The sequence below is a fragment of the Streptomyces echinoruber genome, from assembly GCF_014651135.1.
Classification (GTDB): domain Bacteria; phylum Actinomycetota; class Actinomycetes; order Streptomycetales; family Streptomycetaceae; genus Streptomyces; species Streptomyces echinoruber.
The window spans coordinates 153,937-174,108 of the sequence record NZ_BMWH01000007.1 but is presented as its reverse complement, the minus strand read 5'-3'; the positions used below and the strand labels follow the sequence as shown (position 1 = coordinate 174,108).

Below are 20,172 nucleotides of genomic sequence, written 5' to 3'. Positions count from 1 at the left end.
TCGGGCACTCCGCGTAACCTCGCAGGCATGGAGCCACCCGTACCCGGCGCGTCGCCGGCCACCGGCGACGACGAGGCGCGGAGGCGGCTGGACGCGTACACGTACCTCAGCGTGCCCGAGCGGCTGGGGCACGTCGCGATCATGCGGGTCTTCTGCGGGACCCTGCTGGCGGACCTGGCCGTCCCGGACGTCATGGCGAAGCTGCGCCAGGCCGGTGGCCCCGACGCCGGGCTCGACGCCGACACGCTCACCGTCCGGCTGGAGCAGCTGGTGCGGTGGGGCAACCTGCTGCGCAGCAGCCACACGGTGAAGGCGTCCAGCATCAGCGAGTACCAGCGGTCCCGCTCGCGCTACCAGCTGTCGAAGCTGGGTGAGCGGATCCAGCGGGACGCCGACGGGGTCCTGGCCGAGGCCGATGCCGCCCGCGAGGTGAGCAACGAGCTGCTCGCCCTGGTGGAGCGCGGGCTCGGGGAACTGGCCGAGCTCGTGACCGCGCCCGGCGGCATCGAACCGCAGGACGGACTGGAGCGGGTCAGCACGCTGTTCGTGCAGTTCACCGAGTTCGCCGACTCCATCCGGGACTTCTACGCCTACCTCGGCCAGGTGCTGGCCCGGTACGACTTGGACAGCGCCGAGTACCAGGGCTTCAAGGAGCTGCTCCTCGACTACGTCGAGGCGATCACGGAGGACGTGTCGTTCCGCGCACCCCGGATCTCGGGGGCGCTGGACACGCTGTGGCCGCACGTTCCGGGCTTGCTGGCCCGGCTGGACGCCCACGCGCAGGGCCTCGTCGGGCTGTCACCGCAGGGTGACGGCCGCCCGGAGACGCGGGTGCAGCGCAGCCGTGGGCGCGAGGTGGCGGACTGGGAGGGTCTGCGCGGCTGGTTCGACGACACCGACGGCCACGGCAGCCAGGTCGACCAACTGCGGGATGCCACGCTGCGCGCGTTGCAGTCGCTGCTCGTCAACGCCAAGCGGATGCTGCGGTCGGCCACCGGGGAGATGTCCCGGCGCAGAGATCTGCTGCGGCTGGCCCGGTGGTTCGACGAAGCCGCGCCGCAGGACGCGCACGACATCGCCGTCGCCGCCTTCGGGCTGTACGGCGCCCGCCATGTGGGCATACCCCCGGCCACCGACGAGGTGGTGCCCGCCCATACGAGCTGGTGGACCGGCCCGGTGGTCGAGGTGCCGGTGGCCCTACGGGAGAGGGGCAGCCGCGCGCAGCGGGGCCGGGCGTCCTCGGTGGAGGACCACTCCGCGCAGAAGCAGCGGCTGCGAAAGGCCGCCCGCCGGCGGGCCGCGGCCCGGGCCGCGGCGGCGGACGAACTGCGCAGCGCCTCGGGCCGGTTCGCCGAGGTGCGGCTCACCTCGGCAGCGCTCGGCTTGCTTCTCGAGCTGCTGGCCACCGCACTCGGGAACGCGCAGCTCCGACGCCACGCCGACGCAGGCGGGGAGCGGGCAGCGGAATTCGACCTGGACGCGGCGCACAGCGAAGACACCGAGCTGGGCATCCGGCTCACCGTGCGACGCATCGCGGGCGCGCGGTGCGTCCTGCACTCGGCCGACGGCGACCTGCTGCTGGACGACTTGGAGCTGGATGTGGGCCGTGCCTCCTCCGACACCGCCGATGGTGAAGCGGAGGTGAGCGTGTCGTGACCCTCCCCTCGACGCACGACGTCGCCCTGGCCGCCGAACGCCGCAGCGCCGCCCGGCTGCTGCTCGCCCATCCGCTGGTCACGTCGGACGGCCCCCACGCCGACCTCTTCCCACTGATCCGCAGGCACGCCGACTGGCTGGGCAAACGGTTCCAGCAGGTGCTCGGCTACCGTCTGCTGGTCGACAGCTCCTACGCCCGGCTGTTCAAAGCAGGGCTGGGGGCAGGCGCGGGACACCGGCTGGAGCGCTCCACCGGCACCCCCTTCACCCCGCACACGTACGCCTGCCTGGCGCTGGCCCTGTCCGTGCTGGTGACCGCCCCCGAACAGATGCTGCTGTCACAGCTGGTGGCCGACATCAGGGCCGCCGCGGCCGACGCGGGCATCGAGCTGGCGGAGACGGGCCGGGCGGCCGGGAAACGGACCCTGGTCGCGGCGCTGCGCCGGCTGGTCGAGTGGGGCGTCCTCATCGAGACCGAGGGCCAGGTGGCCGCGCTCGCGCAGGAAGCGGGCGGAGAGGCCCTGATCACGGTCGATCGGGAGCTGGCCCGCGTCGTCGTCGCCGGACCGCTCGCCCAGGCCCGCGACGGCGCCGACCTGGTCCGACGAGCGGCGGACCCGGGATTCGGCGGGCCTCGCACCTATGTGCGCCGGATGCTCGTCGAGACACCCGTCGTCTACCTCGACGAGCTGACCGACGCCGAACGTGACTGGCTGCGCACCCGGCAACGCCGGGAGGCCCAGGCGTTCTCCGAACTCCTCGGCCTGGAGATGGAGATCCGCGCCGAGGGGGTGGCTCTGGTGGACCCCGAGGACGAGCTGACGGATCTGCGTCTGCCGGGCACCGGAACCGTCGCGCAGGCCGCGCTGCTGCTGGTGGAACGGCTCGTGGAGCGACTTCGGCCGCAGGAGCCCGGACATCCGGCGACCGGAGGGACGCTCGTCATCGGAGTGGCTGTTCCCGACGGACTGGTGGACGACCTGCTGGCCGAGTTGGTCACCGAGTACGGGCAGCGCGGCAACTGGCAGCGCGGCTACCTGGAGGACCTCCCCGCCCTGCGGGAGGCCGTGCTGGACCTGCTGGCCCGCATGCGGCTGATGGCCCGCGCCGGCCGGCTGCGTGCCGAGGGCGAAGGGCTGCCGGAGGGGTACGCCGAAGAGGCACCGGAAGGACGCACGGTGACCGATGTCCGTGGGGCACGGCCCGGCGACGACGGCTGGGTGCTGCTGGCCGCGGCGGCCCGCTACGCCACCCACGTCACCGTGCGCCCCGCCACCGCGGTCGGCAAAAACGCCGACGTTCAGAAGGAGTTGCCGCTATGACCGCCGATGCGCGTGGCCTCGTCCCGCTGCCGCGTTCCGGCCCCGCGACGACCGCCGGCACCCGCTTCCGGCTGCACCGCGCGGGCATCCAGAACGTCTGGCAGTACGACGACCAGGAGTTCGTCTTCGGCGACGGTCGGCTGTTGTTGCGCGGCAAGAACGGCGCGGGGAAGTCCAAGGCGCTGGAAATGCTGCTCCCGTATCTGCTGGACGGCGATTCCCGGGCACTGGACGCGACGGGCACCGGCCGGACCACACTCGCCTGGCTGATGCTGGACGGGTTCGAGCAGACCAACCGCCTCGGCTACCTGTGGGTGGAGTTCCGGGGCGCGACCGACGGCGGCGACCACCGCCATCTGACGCTCGGCGCCGCCATCCGTGCCTCGAAGTCGACGCAGAAGGCGCTGCCGACGTTCTTCGTCACCCCACTGCGCATCGGTGAGGACCTGCGTCTGGTCGAAGGCGGCAAGCCCCTGCCGGTCGACCGGCTCAAGGAGATCGTCGGCTCCGACAACACGACCGAGCGTGCGGTCCTCCACCGCTCCCGGGTGGCCCGGGAACTGTTCGGCATCACCGACGCGACCCGCTACCGCAACCTCACCCAGCTCCTCCACCGGCTGCGGCGCCCCACGGTCGGGGACCGCATCGAGCACGGGGGACTGGCCTTGCTGCTGAGCGAGACCCTGCCGGGACTCGACGAGGACGTGGTCGAGAAAGTGGCGCGCAACCTCCACGACCTCGACGCCGTCCGGGACGAACTCGGCCGCCTGGAACGCACCGACGCGGCGCTGCGCACGTTCCTCACCAGTTACCGCGGCTACCTGGCCGGAGTCCTGCGCACCTTTGCCCAGGCGGTGAGCCGGGAGCTGGACGTCCTCACGCAGCGACGCCGGGCGGCCGGAGACGCCGCACAGCGGACCGGCGAACTGAGGACGCGGGAGGAGGAGGCGGAAGCCCGGCTGGAAACCCTGCGCGAGGAGGAAGAGGCCGCCCGGACCGATCTCGCCGCCCTGCACGCCAGTCATGCCTATCGCAGCCTGCGCGAACTGTCGGAACGCCGCAGCACGGTGGAGGCGCTGCACATTGCCGCCACGGCCGCCTTCACCGCCCTGGGCAACGCACACGACGCGGAGGAGGGCGCGGCGGAGCGGCTGGCCGACGGGGTCGAACACCTCGGGAGCCGGCTCGCCGAACTGGGCACCGAACACCGGGAACTGCTGACGCAGGCGGAGAAGGCCGGACTTCCCACCGGCCATCTCGGCGCGGCGGTGGCCCTGCTCCGCACAGGCAGCTCCCAGGCCGCCGAGACGGAGCTGACCGCTCCGGACGGGGAGACGCACCTCGTGCGGCACCGGTCGGTCGTCCGCGTGGACACGGCCGCGGTGCAGCACGGGCTGCGGTCCTGGCAGGGACAGTTGGAGGACGCCGAGACGGTCGTGAAGAACCGGGCCCGGATGGTGCAGGAGGTGACGCGTCTGGCCGCGCGGGCCGAGGAGGCCCGGACCCGGGCGGTGCGGGCCGACACCGAGCGGGAACGGCTGGAGGGCGAGGCGGAAGAGGCCGCCGGCCGTCTCGATGCCGGCCGCGAGAAGGCTGCCGAGGAGAGCGGTGCCTATGCCCGTCGGGTCGCCGAGTGGGTGGCACGTACGCGGGCCGCCGTCGGGCCCGGCTGCCCGCCGCTGGACGCCGTCCATGCCGCGGTCGCCTGTGAGAGCTCCGCCGACGCCCCGTTCGCGGACCGCACGCTGCCGCCCGACATCGACAGCCAGGCGTGGCAGGTCGCTCATGCCGCGCTGGAGCCGTACGGCGAGGAACTCACCGAGCGCCGGGACGCCCTCGCGCTCGCCGTCAACCGACTCGGCGAAGAGCGCGACCGCCTGGCGAGTCGGAAGCGGGACTGGGAACGACGTACCGACCCCGAGCCGCCGGTCCCGTACCACCGCGTCGCCGAACGGACACCGGGCAGCGGAGCACCCTTCTACCGGCTGGTGGACTTCACGGACGACCTGGCCCCCGCCGACCGGGCCGGTCTGGAAGCGGCGCTGGAGGCCAGTGGAATCCTGGACGCGTGGGTCGGCGCGGACGGCACCCTCGTCGATCCCCGCACCCGTGACACACTTCTGCGTCCTGCTCCCGCGCTGCCGAACGGGCCGACCCTCGCCTCGGCCCTGCGTCCGGCGCCCCCACCGGGCTGCGGTGTCACCTCCGAGCAGGTGGCACACCTGCTGGCCGCCATCGCGCTCGCCCCGGCCGCGGAAACGACCGCTCACGACGCGGTGCACTACGACGGAAGCTGGCGCCTGGGCGTCCTCGGCGGCCGGCACCACAAGAGGGTCGCCGAGTACGTGGGAGCCGCCGTACGCGCCGAGACCAAGCGGCGCATCCTCGCCGAGCTGGAGGAGCGGCTCACCCAGACGGAACAGCGGCTGGCCGGCACCCGTCACGAACTCACCGAGGCCGATGCCCGGCGCCGGGCCCTCAGGGCCGCGGAGCAGGACTTCCCCCGGGCACGAAACCTCGCCGGCGCCTGGAGCAGGGTCGAGTCGGACGAGAGGACACTGCGTGACCTGACCGCCAAGGCGGTCCGCGCGGCACGGTCGGCCGAGGAGGCCCGCGCTCTCGCCGTGGCGGCGCGCACCGAGGCGGATGCCACCGCCACCGCCCATGACCTGCCCAGCGATCCCGCGGACCTGGACCGCGTCCGCACAGCGCTGGCTGCTCTGCTCAGCGGTGTCGGGCACCTTCGCAGGGCAATCGGCAGCACGGGTGAGCGGATCGGCGCCCACCGCGCCGATGCCGGGCGGTACGAGCGCGCCCGAAAAGACCGCCTGGCCGCGGAGGAGAACTACCGGCTCCGCCTCACCGGGCTGCGTACCGCGCAACAGGACCTGCGCACCCGCGAGGAGGCCATCGGGTCGACCGAAGAAGAGATCCTCACCCGCGAGCAGGAAACCAGGCAACGCATCGCCCACGCCGCCCGGGCAGTCCCGACGGCACAACGGACCCGGGACCACCTCCACGACCTGCGCGTGCGCGCGGAAGAGGAGGAAAAGCGCCTGCGCGAGGCTCTGACCGGCCAGGAGACGGCGGTCATCGACACCGGCAGCGCCCTCCGCGGCGCACTCGGCCGGCCGGAGGTGGTGCGTGGCGCCGGGCTGGACCGGTCGGCGCTGCCCGAGGACGTGGCGGACGATCCCGGCATGGATGTCCGCAGCCGTCTGCGAGCCCTGCGGGCACTGGCCGACGCCGTGGCACAGGCCCTCGGCCGCCCGAAAGGCGAGGTGTCGGACAGCACCCTGCTCAACCGGCACACCGACCTGCGCGACCAACTGGCCGGTGGCTACGACGCGCAACTGGAGGAACGCGACGGGATCAAGGTGTGCCGCCTGATCGACGACCACGGTTCCCACGACGTCGCGGTCGTGGGTGAGCGCGTCGCCGTCCAGGCCGCAGAGGCCCGGGGACGGCTCACCGAGCGCGAACGTGAGGTGTTCCAGCGGTTCCTGACCGGCGAGCTCGGCGACCATCTCTCGGCCCAGGTCATCACCGCGGTGAACCTGGTCGCGGCTCTCAACGACACCCTGCGGACCGTACGCACCTCCCACGGTCTCGGTGTGGAGCTGCGGTGGAAGCTGGACGAGGACGTGGACGCGGACGTGCGGGCCGCCGTCGAGCTGCTGCGCAGTCCGTCGAGCCTGCGCACGCGCGAGCAGACCGAGCAGCTCCGCGAGGTACTGCAACGCCGGATCGAGGATGCCCGGCGGGCCGACCCCTCAGCCGGCTATGCCGCCCATCTGCGCACCGCGCTGGACTACCGCGACTGGTTCCGCTTCCACACCTTCGTGGTCGAGGACGCCGCCCCGGGACGCAGGCGGAAACTGACCGGCCGCACCGGACTCAGCCAGGGCGAGCAGCGCGTGCTCTCCTACCTCGTGCTCTTCGCCGCGGCTGCCGCCCACTTCACCAGCCTCGCCGAGTCGGCACCGCACGCGCCGCGGCTGATCCTGCTCGACGACGCCTTCGCCAAGGTCGACGAACCCACCCACGGACGGCTGGGGCGGATCCTCGTCGACCTCGATCTCGACTTCGTCCTCACCAGTGAACGACTCATGGGCAACTGGCCGGAGGTGCCGTCGCTGCACATCTACGAGTGCCTCCGCGACCCCCATGTGCGCGGGGTGGCCACCCTGCACTACACCTGGAACGGCCGGCACCGGCGCCTGGTGTCCGTATGAGCAGACTGCCCGCCGCCACCCGGGACTGGCTGGCCGGGCCCGGGCTCACCCGGCTCTGGGAAGCGGTACGCAGGCGCCTGGAAAGCAACGGCGTGCAGGCCACCGGATCCCTCCGGCTGACCGCGGTGAACGCCCAGGAACGCAACGACCTGTCCCTGCTGCTGGGCAAGCCCCTCACAGGTGCCGCCGTGACCGTGCACCTCGACGCGCTCGACGCCCGACTGCGCACCTCGGCGGCCGGACTCGGGCTCCGAGAGGTCCTGCAGGAACTCGGCCCGCCGCTCACCGACCGCCGCGCCGTCCGCGCGTCCCACGCGGCGCGTCGCCGGCAGGTCTGGTCGTCGCTCGCCTCGGCACTGGACGCCTCTCCGCTCGCCGGCCAGGGCTGGACCCGACCGTGGTACGACCTCCTGCGCCGTACCGGCATTCCGAGAGGAGTGCCACCCGAAACGGCGATACGGACGCTCCAGCAGGCAGTCCAGGTCCTGACCGTCCTGCTCGGCCCGGAGCGGGGCGGTGCCCGCGGCCGAGGAGAGCTCGCCGCCCTGACGACCGGATCCGCGCACGGCCTGGACGACGGCACCTGGCTCGCACGCCTCGTCCAACGCGGCATCGCCCTCGCCCACGACACCGAGGTCCCCGGCGACGCGGCCGGCCGGCGCGCACTGTGGCGGCTGGTGTCCGTCACACCGGACGAGGTCTCCAGCACAGTGCTGACCTACGGACTGCGGCCCGCCGGCGAGGGCTGGCGGGAGCAAGCCCTGCGAGAGCGGGCCGCCCATCACGCCGAAGCTCACCTCACACCGCGCGATCTGCACGACCTGCGGCTGCACCTGCCTGCCGGAACAGTCATCCACATCTGTGAAAACCCGCGCGTGGTGGAGGCCGCGGCGGACGCGGCCTGCGTCCGGCCCCTGGTGTGCACCTCCGGCAGCGCCACCACGGTGGTCCTCACCCTCCTCGACGCCCTCGCCGCCACCGGCTGCCGTTTCGCGTACCACGGCGACTTCGACTGGCCGGGCATCGCTCTGGCGAACCGGATCATCCGACGCTACGGAGCCCAGCCATGGCGCATGGGCGCCGAGGACTACGAGCATCTGGCCGCTCGCAGCCAGGCCGAGGGAATCCCTCGGCTGCCGCTCGACGGCCGGCCCGTCGGCGCGGCCTGGGACCCGGACCTCGCCCCAGCCATGACCGCCCTCGGCGTCGCACTCCATGAGGAGGTCACCCTCGATCTCTTGGTGGCTGACCTGTCACGCCAGTCATAAAGGCGTCGGTGCCATGCCAACCGCGAGCAACCTGCCAGCTCCCCTCAGAGGGCGGTACGTGACGTGATGTCGTTTTTTATGTCCCCGGAACGTGTGGCGCGGCCCCGTCTGGGCTGATGGGGGAGTCCTGGCGTGCTGGAGTGTTCTTCGTGAGCGGCCGCCAGCCCTGCAAGAGCGACTTGTCCGACGAGCGGTGGGCCCTGATCGAGCCCGTCATCGCCTCCTGGAAGGCTCAGCATCCCTCCGTCAGCGGCCATCGGGGCGCCTACGAGATGCGGGAGATCGTCAACGCGCTGCTCTACCAGTTCCGTACCGGCTGCCAGTGGGACTGCCTCCCCCACGATCTGCCCCCGGCCGGAGCGGTGAAGTACTACTTCTACAAGTGGCGTGACGACGGCACCGGCCAGACCATCCACGACCTGCTGCGCTGGCAGGTCCGCGAGAGCCGGGGGCGCAAGGCGGACCCGAGCCTGGTGGTGCCTGACGCCCAGAGCCTGCACGCGGCCACCGGGGTGCTTGCCGGCACCACCGGAAGGGACGCGGCAAAAAAAGTCCCGGGCCGCAAGCGCGGCCTGGCAGTTGATGTCCTCGGCCTGGTGATCGCGGTGGTGGTGCCGGCCGCGTCCGCGCACGACAACGCCGCCGGCATCGCCCTGCTGGAGAAGGTCGCCGCCGACACCGACACGGTGCACAAGGCCCTGGTGGACCAGGGGTTCAAGACCGCCGTCATCGACCACGGCAAGAAGGTCGGCATCGACGTCGAAGTCGTCGAGCGCAACCCGGCAGCCAGCGGGTTCGTGCCGCAACCGATCCGGTGGCGAGTGGAGCAGGTGAACGGGATCTTGATGCTGCACCCCAGACTGGTCCGCGACTGCGAACACCGGCCCGCCTCGGCCGGGTCGGGGGTGTACTGGGCCATAAGCGACCGGATGTCCAGGATGCTCACCGCGACCTCCACCCCCACCTGGCGCGGCGCATGAACAATGACGAGCTCGCCCTGGGGGCGGTCCTCGCCCGTCTGGAGGAGCAAGAGCGTGAGATCGCCACGCAGGCCGAAGCGACGCGAGCGCGCATCACGGAACTCACCGCGCAACTGGAGGAGTTCGGCCGAGCCGCCGAAGAGGTGCGCATCACCCGCAAGACGCTGCTGGCGCTGCCCGAGCCGGCCTCGCCGACACCGCCGCCCGTGAAGCTGCCGGACCATCCGGCCTACCAGCAGATCATGGCGGTGTTCGCCGCAGCCGGCCTGCCGCTACGAGCGCGGCAGGTGTGTGAGGCGATGGACCTGGAGATCGCACCCAACAACGTCAACAACGTCCGGCTCAAGCTCAAGCGGCCGGCCGAACGAGGAATCCTGATCGAGTCCGAGCAGGGCTTGTTCACCAAGCCGCAGTCGTAGCCGCCCGGTCAGGCCACGACCAGCCCGACAGCCCCGCCCGAAAGCCCGAAACGGGCATCACGTCACGTACGGCCCTCTGATGAAGCCATAGGATTCGGGGCACCTCACTGCGCTGCCCCTTCGGATTCGTCCGCTGCGAACGGGTGGACGTATCTTCCTTCGTTGAACGGGGTGAACCACGCCTTGAACGACATGGGCGCTACTCCGAGAGCCGCCCCGACGGCGCTCTCGTCAATTCCGTCCATGGAATCGTCGTAGAGAAACTCGTGATCCATGTCCTCGTAGACGTTGTTCGCGAACGCGTCGAGAGCGGCCGAGACGCCGTCGTCGAGCAGCCCGAAGGTCTCCAGGGTTACGTTCGTCCTATTCAGCAGGAGCCTCAAGGCGAGCTCCTCGGCGACGCAGCTCAACTGCTGGAAGCTGCCGTCCGTGAAGCGTGTGGTCATGGCGATCACCGTCACCAGGAAGCGGCGGGCGAAGCGGGCGTCGTACTGGAGGGCGTATCGCTCGGGAAGGTCCTCGAAGTGCCACAGAGGTCCGTCGCATTCCGCGGCGTTGGTCTCCTCCTGCGTCAGGGTCTGCACGTCCTGGAACAGCTCGTCCACCAAGATGTCCGTCGCGTACACCAAGGCACCAGCAGCGAGTTTGGCGTCCTCCGGCGAAACGGCGAACTCACTGACGCTGTCTTCGTCCTCATCGTCTTCGTCCTCATCGTCTTCGTCATCGAGGACGCCGAACATCACGGGTGAAAAGGAGCGCAGTTCGTCTGCCAGAGCCAGCATCTGACGGCGTACGGTCTCGGCTTGTGCCTCCGCGTCGTAGTCGTCGTCTTCGGCCGTGGGAGGTCCCGCATGCCGGGCCTTACGGTCAGCCGGATCATCGGGCGGGGCGTCGGGGCCGTTGGCGGCGTCGAGACTCTCCTGTGCGAGCTCCGGGTGCAGTTCGACCTCGCATCGCTCGATGTGCCAGTCGGCCAACAGCTCAGAGCGTTCCAGCAGTTCACCCACGACCGACCGCACGGCTTCCTCGGCGAATTCGAGGGCTGGAGCGTCCACGAACACTTTCAGAAGCGCTCCGCCCGGGTAGACAGCCACGATGCTGTCGAGGAGATCGACTTCCATGCCGTCGGGTCCCTCGATGGCCTCGACCGAATCGAAACCGTCCTCGATGAGCGCCACGGCGCCCGCGCGCTGAAGTGGGTCCATCTCCGGAGCGCCCTCCGGAATGCGGGTGTCCACGGTCACTACGTATGTCACGCGTCCGATCCTGGCAGGAACGTGCCTCACGACGGGAAGGAATCCGCTCACGCGGTACGCACTGGTGCCGTCCTCGTCCGTGAAGGCCGTTGAGCGTGTCCCGGCGCATGTGCACAAGCTGTTGCGCATCGACGTGTACGAAGTGACGGACAACGACGTGGTACGTCGGCTGCCGACACAGACGGGTTTCTGTTCCGGACCACAGTGCCCCCAGGGCAAGGCGAGCCGGCCGCAGGGCAGCCGTTCGGTGCTGAGTCCGCGGAGCTGACGCCGCCGGGCGACCGGGCTCAGGATGTGGGCCAGTGCTTCGGCGGGAATGCCTTCGGGTCGGTGATCTGCAGACGGTTGTGGCGCGAGGGGTCGACGGCCGTGAGGAACACCAGCCGCTGCCCGTCGGCCCCTTCAAGTTCGGCGATGGCATGCGGCAGCGCGGCACACACGGTGGCTATCGCGGTGCCGAGGCCGACCAGGCCGCCGTGCTTGTTGTTCTGGCGGTACTGGATGCGGTGGAGTCCCGACCGCGCGATCGCCTCGACTTCCATGGGCCGGTTCAGTTGCTTGGCGTCATTGGTGATGATCGCCTGGAAGCCCTCCGCTTTGGCCTTCGCGTACAGCTCGATGTCCTTCGTTCCGGCCCAGCCGTCCAGCTCGTGGACGTGCACCACGTCGTGCGCGGTGAGGAGAATGCGCACGATCTCGGCCATGGGCCTGGGGACGTTCTCGTCAAGCAGCAGCTTCAAGCGGCGACCTGCCGAGAGCCATCGACGTAGCTGTCCACATAGTCACTGAAATCGACTGCATCGCGTGCGGCTGCGGCACTGACCCCTGGATAGAAGTCGCTGACCCGGTCCGGAGGGACACCGTCCCTCACTAGGGCGGCTACCTCTGCCGCCGGAATCCGCGTCCCTTCGATGACCGGCTCACCGCCGCGCACCGCGGAGTCGACGGCGACGTGGTCGCGCGGCTTCAGCAGGTCGGGGATGTGACGACCATCCTTGTAGAAGGGCGCGAGGACGTCCACCAACTGGTGGATGACCACGTTCCCGCCTCTGATCAGATCGACTGCCTGCTCGGGCTCCGCCAGATAGATCGTGTCCGGCCCCGCAACGAGAGCGTAGGCGGACAGGTGTTCTCGCTCCCCCAGGTCCTCCCGGAGCGTGTCCACGGCCCTGCGGATCTTCTGCAGCGACGTCTCCTTGCGGAGCTTCACGCAGGCCCGCAGCGCCACCACGTCACGGAAGGAGTACAGAATCGGGCGCGAGTCGGAGATCTCCGGCACGAGGAGCGCGCCCTGCTTACCGGAAGCACGGCGCCAGTGGGAGAGCTGCCGCAGCGTGGCGCCGGAAAGGGCCGCGGCGAGCTTGGGCTCATACGACACCGCGTTCCTCCTCTCCGCCCCCATTGGATCTTTGGTGACCGTACTCCATTCTCGTGCCCTCCGCCGAGATCGGAAAAGACGGGCTCCATTCGGGGTAATCGGAGCCCGTCTCCCGGCCATCGGTCCGGATCCGCCGTGCGATAGTCGGCCTGTGGACGACGAAATGGGAAGAAGTGCCTGCTGACCTGCGGTGATGGGAGTTCCCGCGCTTCCACCACGCTCGATCGGCAAGGCACCTCTGAGGTGAAAGTCTCCCACAGCCCAGCGGCGCTGTTCGCCGCGTTCGACGCCCCGGACCTGATCGCGCAGTGCACCGGGGAGGATGCCGATGCTCGCCCTGACCGGCACCGCCAGGCTCTGGGAGCCCCGCCGCCTGCGGCTCCGTCTTGTCACCACTGCTGGACAGTTCGTGATCACCGGCCGCCGACGGATCCTCCGCCTGGCCCGGCACTGGCCCTGGAGCAGCCACATCACCGCCGCCCTCGAACGGCTCGCGCTCCTGCCGAATCCCGGCTGACCAAGGGTTTTCCTGTCCCTACGACAGCAGCTCAACAGCCGGAGCAGTGGAACCCGGCGCCCTCACGAGGCGACACTCGTGCCCTCGGCCTGCACAGCCTTCGCCCACGGCACGAAAACGGTCCACCGACTCTGTCGGCGGACCGTCCACGAAACGTCGAGGCTAGGGTTGACGTCGAGATGCGCGCCCTGTGCTGGCGGGTGAAATGGGCTGGTCAGCGGCTGTGGTGACGAGGCAGGACCCTTCGTCGTTGGCGTGGTGATTCCACTCAGCACACCGGCGAACGGGCCTTCGCCCGACTCAAGTCCTGGCGCATCATGCGCAGAGCACGCTCCTCCACCCGCCGCATCAGCCGCACCGTCCAAGCCATCCGCGCACTGCTGACCTGCGACTATTCAGGAGGGAAGAGGTTCACTGGGACCTCTGAAGGCCGGGGTTGCCGGTCCGGGTGTCGTATGGATTGGAGTGCCGGTGAGCGGCCTCGGTGGGCTGGTCGGGCACGCGCGCGTGCCCGCGTAGCCAGGTGCCCGCGTGCCTGCGTAGCCAGGTGCCCGCGTGCCTGCGTGCCTGCGTGGCGCAAGGCGGCGCGTCGGTGGACCGCCGTCCATAGCCGCTGTGTTGCCGTGTCACGGCTGTGTCATGGCTGCGCCCTGAAAGGGCGACGGGCGTAACCCACGGGTGCCGGGGCTCCTCATAGTCAGCACAGAGCGGGAAACCGGTGGCGAACGCCGCCGGCTCCCCACCACCGTGCCCCGGAAGGAATCTCCTGTGATGAACCGCCACCTGCGCAAGACCGTCGTCGCCGCTGCCGCGATCACCGCCGGGCTGCTGATGACGGCGTGCCAGAACGGCACCGACGACAACGCGTCCGGCAAGAGCGGAACGGAGGCGGCGGCGGTCGCGAAGAAGACGCCGGGCTCCGGGAACCCGAAGGGCGTCAGCGGCTTATTCAAGAACGGCACGGTCACCTATCTCGCCCCGGGCAAGTACATCGTGTCCGTACCGGGCAAGGGCGACCAGCAGTTCCTGGTCGCCGACGACACCGAGGTCTACGGCGCCGGCACGATCTGCGGCGAGGCCGGGGCCAAGGTGGACGCGCCGTGCACGCTGGACCAGTTGGAGGCGGCCGCCAAGAAGGGCGCCGTGGGCGCCGACGTGACGATGAAGAACGGTGTCGCGACCCTGGTGACCGAGCGGCGTGCCGCCCGGCAGGGCTCCGGGTCCGAGACGGGTTCCGGGTCCGGGACGGGTTCCGGGTCCTCCGGTTCGGGTGCGGGCTCCGGCTCGTCGTCCGGCTCCGGCTCGTCCTCCGGCTCGGGCTCGTCCTCCGGTGAGAGCGCCGTCGAGGGCATCAACAAGGGCAAGGGGGTCAACGGCACCTGGTTCGGCAACGTCTCCTACCTGGCACCGGGCAAGTACACGGTCTCCGACCTGAAGGGCGTCGAGCAGCAGTTCTTCGTCTCCGAGGACACCAAGATCTGGGGTTACGGCGACATCTGCGGGGACACGAACACCAGTGAAGGCGGCCAGGGCGGCACCGAGTGCACCGAGGCCGAACTGGAGGCGGCTGCCAAGAAGGGCGTCAGCGCCGAGGTCGTGATCAGCAACGGCATCGCGACCACCATCCGCGACGACCACTGAGCCGCCCCCCCACGGCGAACCGGTGGACGGCCCCTGCGCCTCGATGCGGGCCCTCACCGTCTCGCGGTGACCCGGACGCGGGCCGACCGGAACGCGCGGTGCCCGAAGAAGGGGCGGCGCGCTGGATCGCAATGACCCTGCAGTCGGTGGTTCGGGGCGAAGAGGAGGAAGAGGAGGAAGAGGAGGAAGAGGAGGAACTGCGCGGGGCCGTCCGGCCGAGGGAACGTGCCGTAGGGCGCGGAGACGGAGGGACGGAAGAGGGGGGGGCGAGCCTCGGGCTCGCCCCCCTCGCTGCCGTCAGGCGGACGGGTTGACGACCACCTTGGCCGAGTTGTTCTTGGGGTTCGGGTCGAAGATGAAGGACGTGCCGTAGCTGGGGCGGGCGGCGACACGGCCCGTCGCGTCGGGGACGACCCGGTCGATGCGCAGCTGGAACGGGAAGCTGACCTTCAGGTCCGGCTTGGCCGACACCGGCAGGGTGCAGACGTAGTGGCCGGCGGCCTGGTCGTCGCCGGATCCCCAGGCGCTGTGGCAGGTGTCGGGCACGGACGTGGCGGTGGTGCCCTCCGGGAGGTAGAAGTCGAGCAGGGCGGCCGGTTCGCCGGAGCTGACGTTGCCGACCCAGGCCGGGCCGCGGTTGGTGAAGCGGAAGGCGGCGGTGACGGTGTCGCCGGCCGCGCCGCTCACCTCGGTGCCGTGCACGGCGAAGTCGGCGGTGTTGTCGGCGTCGATGCGCCAGGCGCCGCCGTTGTTCGAGCTGTCGAGGTCGGTGGCGTCGCCGCCGGGCTGGACCTCGTAGTCGAACCGCTCGTACAGCGCGTGGCCGGTGACGGCGAGCCGCAGCGGCTCCGGCAGCTCCACGGTGGCGCCGGGCGCGACGTCGGTGTCGAAGGAGCAGGTCACGTACGTCATGGACGGGTACTCGTTGTCGGCGTCGTCCGGCCCGGTGTAGGTGCACTGCGGGTAGCGGGTGACGATGTCGAGGCCGTACGTCGCCCACAGCCGTACGCGGAAGCCGTGGGCGGTCTCGTTGCCGGTGTTGGTGACGGAGAACGGCATGGTGAGCGTGGTGCCGGGCGCGACGCCGGTGACGTCCTGCGGGGCGCTGATGCCGAGGTCCGGCCCGGAGCCGACGGTGACGAAGGTCTCCGCGAAGCCCTGCGGGGCGACGAGCTTGCCGTCGGGGCCGCCGGTGGCCTCGGCGGAGTACTCGATCGCGCCCCGCGCTCCCACGGCGGCGCCGGCGGCGGCCCGCACCTTCAGTTCCACCTGTGCGCTGTAGCGGGTCGGCACGTCCCCGGTGTCGCAGACGGCGACGGTGCCGGCGTCGTTGGGCGTGCAGGTGTCGGGCCAGGACACCTCGGCGACCCCGGCGAGTCCGGAGGCGTCGACGGTCAGCCGTCCGTCGGTGACGGTGAAGTTGTCGTTGTCGTGGTACAGGCCCAGCGCCAGCGACCGGTACGGCGCGGTACCGCCGTCCGGAGCGACGGTGACCGCCTGCTCGTACGGCGCCTGGATCCACAGCCGATCGCTCTGCGCCTCGCCGTCGGCGAAGGCGGTCCCGCTCGCGAGACCGGCGACGACCAGCGCCCCCACGGCTCCGGCACATGCCCCATGACGCAGCATGCGCCCGACGGAGACAGAACTCATGACATCCCCCCAGATGGGACAGAAGACACCCCGGCGCATCTGCCGACGCCGGGCGCGAGTTGGACGACCTGCCGAGGCGGAAGGTTGTGGGGGAGGGGGAGAGGTGGCGCAGTTCACAGGCCGTTCGAGGGAGTGGTCGCGTCCGTCGGCACCTCCGCCCAGACCGTCTTGCCCACGGGGCGGCGCAGTGCGAAGCCCCAGCGTGCGGACAGGGCGTCCACCAGGAACAGGCCGCGGCCCGATTCGCCGTCGGGGTACGAGGAGGGCGGAGCGAGCGGCGGTCGTTTTGTCGCGGCGGCGTCGGAGACCTCGATCCGCACCAGGCTTGACATCTCGTCGAGGGCAAGACGGAGACCGAAGTCGCGCCCGGGAACGCGGCCGTGCCGCACCGCGTTCGCGGCGAGCTCCGCGACGACGAGGGCGACCGTGCACGACACCTCCGACGCCGGCGGGTGACCCCACTCCTCCATGCGCCGCACCGCGAGGCGCCGGGCGAGCCGCGCGCCCCGCGGCGAGGAGGCGAACTGCGCGACGAGCGACGGGGGTTCGGCGGTCCCGCCGTCGCGCAGGACGGCTTCTCCCACAGCTTCCCCCACGGCTTCTCCCACGGCGGTCTCGGCGCTCTTTCGCGGTTCTTCGCCCGAGGTGGTCGTTCCGGTCAGCACAGCGTGTCCGTCCTTGCCTGTGAGCACGGGGACGTCTCGCGAGGTAGGCGAGTCGTTACGTTCCGTGCCCAAGAATCGTCCGGCGGGCCTACGCTCGGAAGGTGACGCAGCATTACCTTTCGGATCGTAAGGAACGGAAGTGACGCCTTGGCCAACGGCATTGATCCCAGTGCGTCGATGGCGGCGCTGTTCGGGGCGCGCGTCCGCAGACTCCGTACGGCCGCCGGGCTGACCCAGGCCGAACTCGGCCGGCTGGTGCACGTCGTCGGCACCCGGATCACGCAGATCGAGCGCGCCTCCGGGGCGAAACCGACGCTGGAGCTGGCCCGGGCGCTCGACGCCGCTCTCGGCGCGGACGACCTGCTGGTCGAGCTGTGGCCGTATGTGTATCGGGAGGCGTTCCCGGACTGGTCGCGGAAGTTCATGGAGTACTCGGAGCGGGCGACGGCCGTCCGCGAATACGCGGCTCATGTGGTGCCTGGCTTGTTGCAGACGGAGGACTACGCGCGGGCGGTGCTGGGAGTCGGTCGAACACTCGGCAGCAAGGAGCAGTTGGAAGAGCGAGTCGCCCTTCGCATGGGGCGACAGGAGCGCCTCGGTACGCCCGACCGACCCGAGTTGTGGGTGGTCCTCGACGAGGCGGTGCTCAGGCGTCCCGTCGGCGGCCAGGCGGTGATGCGCGAGCAGTTGGCGCGGCTGCTCAGAACCACGGCGGAACCTCACATCACCGTGCAGGTACTGCCGTTCGACCAGGGCGAGCACGAGGTCATGGGCGGCTCGCTCACGGTGCTCACCATGCCGGACGGCTCGGAGATCGCCTACACGGAAGGCGCGCACTACGGCCAACTCATCGAGGATCCGGATGAGGTCAGGAGATTCGCGCTGACCTACGATCGGCTGCGGGCGGCGGCCCTGCCCCCGCTCATGTCACTCGGCATGATCCGATCCGTGATGGAGGGCAACCACCGTGGAGCGAAGGTCCCGTCCCGATCTGAACGACGCCGCCTGGCGCAAGAGCAGCTACAGCAATCAGGAAGGCGGCAACTGCGTCGAGGTGGCCGACGGGTTCCGGGACGTCGTCCCCGTCCGTGACAGCAAGGTCCCGCACGGTCCGGCGCTGGTTTTCGGGGCCGGTTCCTGGGCCGCTTTCATAGGTGAGTTGAAGGCCGGCCGGCATCGCGCCTGAGGTGATCGCGGCAGGTTTCAGTCCCCTGAAACCCGAGCCGGGGGACTGAAACCCCGCTGAAGTCGTTCTGAATCTCCCCGGCCGCACGCTCCGGGGCATGACGACGACGGACCAGGAACTCGCGATCGCGGCCACCGGGCTGCGCAAGTCCTACGGGGACAAAACCGTCCTCGACGGCATCGACATCCACGTGCCCGCGGGTACGGTCTTCTCCCTCCTCGGGCCGAACGGCGCGGGCAAGACCACGGCGGTCAACATCCTGTCCACCTTGATCTCGGCGGACGGCGGGCAGGCGCGGATCGCCGGGCACGACCTCGTCGCCGAGGCTCAGGCGGTGCGGGCCGCCATCGGGGTCACCGGCCAGTTCTCCGCCGTGGACGGCCTGATCACCGGCGAGGAGAACATGCTCCTCATGGCCGACCTGCACCACCTTCCCCGTGCGGAGGGCCGGCGGGTGATCGCCGAGCTGCTGGAGCGGTTCGACCTGGCCGAGGTCGCGAAGAAGCCCGCCTCGACCTACTCCGGCGGCATGAAGCGCCGCCTCGACATCGCCATGACTTTGGTCGGCAGTCCGCGGATCATCTTCCTCGACGAGCCGACCACGGGCCTCGACCCGCGTTCCCGCCACACCATGTGGCAGATCATCCGTGAGCTGGTCTCCGGCGGTACCACCGTCTTTCTCACCACCCAGTACCTGGAGGAGGCCGACCAGCTCGCCGACCGCATCGCGGTGCTCAACGGCGGCCGACTCGTCGCCCAGGGCAGTGCCGAGGAGCTCAAGCGGCTCGTCCCCGGCGGCCATGTGCGGCTGCGCTTCTCCGATCCGGCGGCCTACGAGCGGGCGGCGACCGCGCTGCGTGAGACGACGCGTGACGACGAGGCGCTGACCCTGCAGATCCCCAGCGACGGCAGCCAGCGCGAACTGCGCGCCATCCTCGACTGGCTCGACAGCGCCGGTGTCGAGGCCGACGAGCTGTCCGTGCACACCCCGGACCTGGACGACGTGTTCTTCGCCCTGACCGGCAGCTCCGTACCCGACCGGTCCACCGCCCCCGCCCGGCCCACCGGGTCCGCCGGGTCCACCGGGTCCACCGGGCCCACCGGGCCCATCAAGTCCGCCCAGTCCGCTCAGTCCGCTCAGTCCACTGAGTCCGCCCAGTCCGCCGGCAAGGAGACCGTCCGATGAGCGCCGCCACCCACGCCTTCCGCGACAACCTCACCATGCTGCGGCGCAACCTCCTGCACGCGCGCCGCTACCCCTCCCTCACCCTGAACCTCCTGCTCACCCCGGTCATCCTGCTGCTGCTCTTCGTGTACGTCTTCGGCGACGTGATGAGCGCCGGCATCAACGGCGGTCACGCGGACCGTTCCGACTACGTCGCCTACCTCGTCCCCGGCATTCTGCTGCTGACCGTGGCCATGACCTCGCTCGGCACCGCGGTGTCCGTGGCCACCGACCTGACCGAGGGCATCATGAACCGGTTCCGCACCATGGCGATCTCCCGCGCGTCCGTCCTGATCGGCCACGTGATCGGCAGCGTGATCCAGACGTTGACGGCTCTGGTGCTGGTCCTGGCCATCGGGGTGGCCGTCGGCTTCCGGCCCGACGCGACGCCGGTGGAGTGGATCGCGGCGGCCGGGCTGATGGCCCTGGTCAGCCTCGCGCTCACCTGGATCGCGGTCGGCATCGGACTGGTGAGCCCCAACCCCGAGGGCGCCAGCAACATCGGGACGCCGCTGGTGATGCTGCCGTTCCTGTCCAGCGCGTTCGTGCCGGTGGACGCCATGCCGGGCTGGTTCCGCTGGTTCGCCGAGTACCAGCCGTTCTCGCCCGCCATCGAGACCCTGCGCGGGCTGCTGCTGGGCAGCGGGATCGGCACCCGGAACGCGGCGTTGGCCGTCGCCTGGTGCCTGGGACTGACCCTGCTGGGCCACCTGTGGTCCAAGGCGCGGTTCAACCGCGAACCGCGGCGGTGAGGACACGGTTCAACTGTGAGCC

Annotated in this window: 16 protein-coding genes and 2 pseudogenes; 13 read left to right on the top strand and 5 right to left on the bottom strand. The window is 70.6% G+C overall.

What is annotated here, in order from left to right:
- Positions 1-27: 27 nt before the first annotated feature.
- The 6 genes from IE225_RS12380 (at position 28) to IE225_RS12355 (ending at position 9,880) form a co-directional block, all read left to right on the top strand.
- Complete coding sequence (locus IE225_RS12380) at positions 28-1,656, top strand: TIGR02677 family protein (RefSeq protein ID WP_190057489.1); 1,629 nt, start codon at positions 28-30, stop codon at positions 1,654-1,656.
- Positions 1,653-2,978: a TIGR02678 family protein gene (locus IE225_RS12375; RefSeq protein WP_190057488.1), complete on the top strand. Its 1,326-nt coding sequence runs from the start codon at positions 1,653-1,655 to the stop codon at positions 2,976-2,978. Before IE225_RS12380 ends, IE225_RS12375 begins: the two co-directional genes overlap by 4 nt.
- Positions 2,975-7,213 carry a TIGR02680 family protein gene (locus IE225_RS12370; protein WP_190057487.1) on the top strand — a complete coding sequence of 1,413 codons (4,239 nt, stop codon included), beginning with the start codon at positions 2,975-2,977 and terminating at the stop codon, positions 7,211-7,213. The genes IE225_RS12375 and IE225_RS12370 overlap by 4 nt, the downstream gene beginning before the upstream one ends.
- Positions 7,210-8,481 (top strand): TIGR02679 family protein, encoded by a 1,272-nt coding sequence (locus IE225_RS12365; protein WP_190057486.1) that lies wholly within the window; start codon positions 7,210-7,212, stop codon positions 8,479-8,481. The genes IE225_RS12370 and IE225_RS12365 overlap by 4 nt, the downstream gene beginning before the upstream one ends.
- A gap of 149 nt (positions 8,482-8,630) precedes the next feature.
- On the top strand, positions 8,631-9,461 hold the full coding sequence (locus IE225_RS12360) for an IS5 family transposase (RefSeq protein WP_190057485.1): 831 nt from the start codon (positions 8,631-8,633) through the stop codon (positions 9,459-9,461).
- Positions 9,458-9,880, top strand: a complete 423-nt coding sequence (locus IE225_RS12355) for a hypothetical protein (protein WP_190057484.1) — start codon at positions 9,458-9,460, stop codon at positions 9,878-9,880. Before IE225_RS12360 ends, IE225_RS12355 begins: the two co-directional genes overlap by 4 nt.
- A gap of 104 nt (positions 9,881-9,984) precedes the next feature.
- Here the strand turns inward: IE225_RS12355 and IE225_RS12350 are convergent, their stop codons facing one another.
- The 3 genes from IE225_RS12350 to IE225_RS12340 form a co-directional block, all read right to left on the bottom strand.
- Positions 9,985-11,136: a hypothetical protein gene (locus IE225_RS12350; RefSeq protein ID WP_190057483.1), complete on the bottom strand. Its 1,152-nt coding sequence runs from the start codon at positions 11,134-11,136 to the stop codon at positions 9,985-9,987.
- Between the two features lie 287 nt (positions 11,137-11,423).
- Complete coding sequence (locus IE225_RS12345) at positions 11,424-11,876, bottom strand: DUF5615 family PIN-like protein (RefSeq protein ID WP_190057482.1); 453 nt, start codon at positions 11,874-11,876, stop codon at positions 11,424-11,426.
- Positions 11,873-12,514, bottom strand: a complete 642-nt coding sequence (locus tag IE225_RS12340) for a DUF433 domain-containing protein (RefSeq protein WP_190057481.1) — start codon at positions 12,512-12,514, stop codon at positions 11,873-11,875. Before IE225_RS12340 ends, IE225_RS12345 begins: the two co-directional genes overlap by 4 nt.
- 322 nt (positions 12,515-12,836) lie before the next feature.
- Here IE225_RS12340 and IE225_RS12335 point away from each other — a divergent pair.
- The 3 genes and pseudogenes from IE225_RS12335 to IE225_RS12330 form a co-directional block, all read left to right on the top strand.
- Positions 12,837-13,031: pseudogene (locus IE225_RS12335) on the top strand (IS1380 family transposase); the annotation flags it as partial.
- Between the two features lie 281 nt (positions 13,032-13,312).
- Positions 13,313-13,432, top strand: a pseudogene (locus tag IE225_RS33065) (IS5/IS1182 family transposase); the annotation flags it as partial.
- 370 nt (positions 13,433-13,802) lie between these two features.
- Positions 13,803-14,672, top strand: coding sequence for a hypothetical protein (locus IE225_RS12330; protein WP_190057480.1), 870 nt, complete (start codon positions 13,803-13,805; stop codon positions 14,670-14,672).
- 297 nt (positions 14,673-14,969) lie between these two features.
- Here IE225_RS12330 and IE225_RS12325 read toward each other — a convergent pair whose 3' ends face one another.
- On the bottom strand, positions 14,970-16,322 hold the full coding sequence (locus IE225_RS12325) for a COG1361 family protein (protein ID WP_229879475.1): 1,353 nt from the start codon (positions 16,320-16,322) through the stop codon (positions 14,970-14,972).
- A gap of 113 nt (positions 16,323-16,435) precedes the next feature.
- On the bottom strand, positions 16,436-16,918 hold the full coding sequence (locus tag IE225_RS12320; protein ID WP_229879474.1) for an ATP-binding protein: 483 nt from the start codon (positions 16,916-16,918) through the stop codon (positions 16,436-16,438).
- A 246-nt stretch (positions 16,919-17,164) separates the two neighbouring features.
- On the opposite strand from IE225_RS12320, the gene IE225_RS12315 reads away from it, so the two are divergent.
- The 4 genes from IE225_RS12315 (at position 17,165) to IE225_RS12305 (ending at position 20,150) form a co-directional block, all read left to right on the top strand.
- Positions 17,165-18,079, top strand: coding sequence for a helix-turn-helix domain-containing protein (locus IE225_RS12315; RefSeq protein ID WP_190057543.1), 915 nt, complete (start codon positions 17,165-17,167; stop codon positions 18,077-18,079).
- The gene (locus IE225_RS33060) at positions 18,042-18,173 is read left to right on the top strand and encodes a DUF397 domain-containing protein (RefSeq protein WP_229879473.1); all 132 of its coding nucleotides are present in this window, start codon (positions 18,042-18,044) and stop codon (positions 18,171-18,173) included. Before IE225_RS12315 ends, IE225_RS33060 begins: the two co-directional genes overlap by 38 nt.
- A 97-nt stretch (positions 18,174-18,270) precedes the next feature.
- The gene (locus IE225_RS12310; RefSeq protein WP_229879471.1) at positions 18,271-19,359 is read left to right on the top strand and encodes an ATP-binding cassette domain-containing protein; all 1,089 of its coding nucleotides are present in this window, start codon (positions 18,271-18,273) and stop codon (positions 19,357-19,359) included.
- Positions 19,356-20,150, top strand: coding sequence for an ABC transporter permease (locus IE225_RS12305; protein WP_190057478.1), 795 nt, complete (start codon positions 19,356-19,358; stop codon positions 20,148-20,150). The genes IE225_RS12310 and IE225_RS12305 overlap by 4 nt, the downstream gene beginning before the upstream one ends.
- The last annotated feature ends 22 nt before the right edge of the window (positions 20,151-20,172 follow it).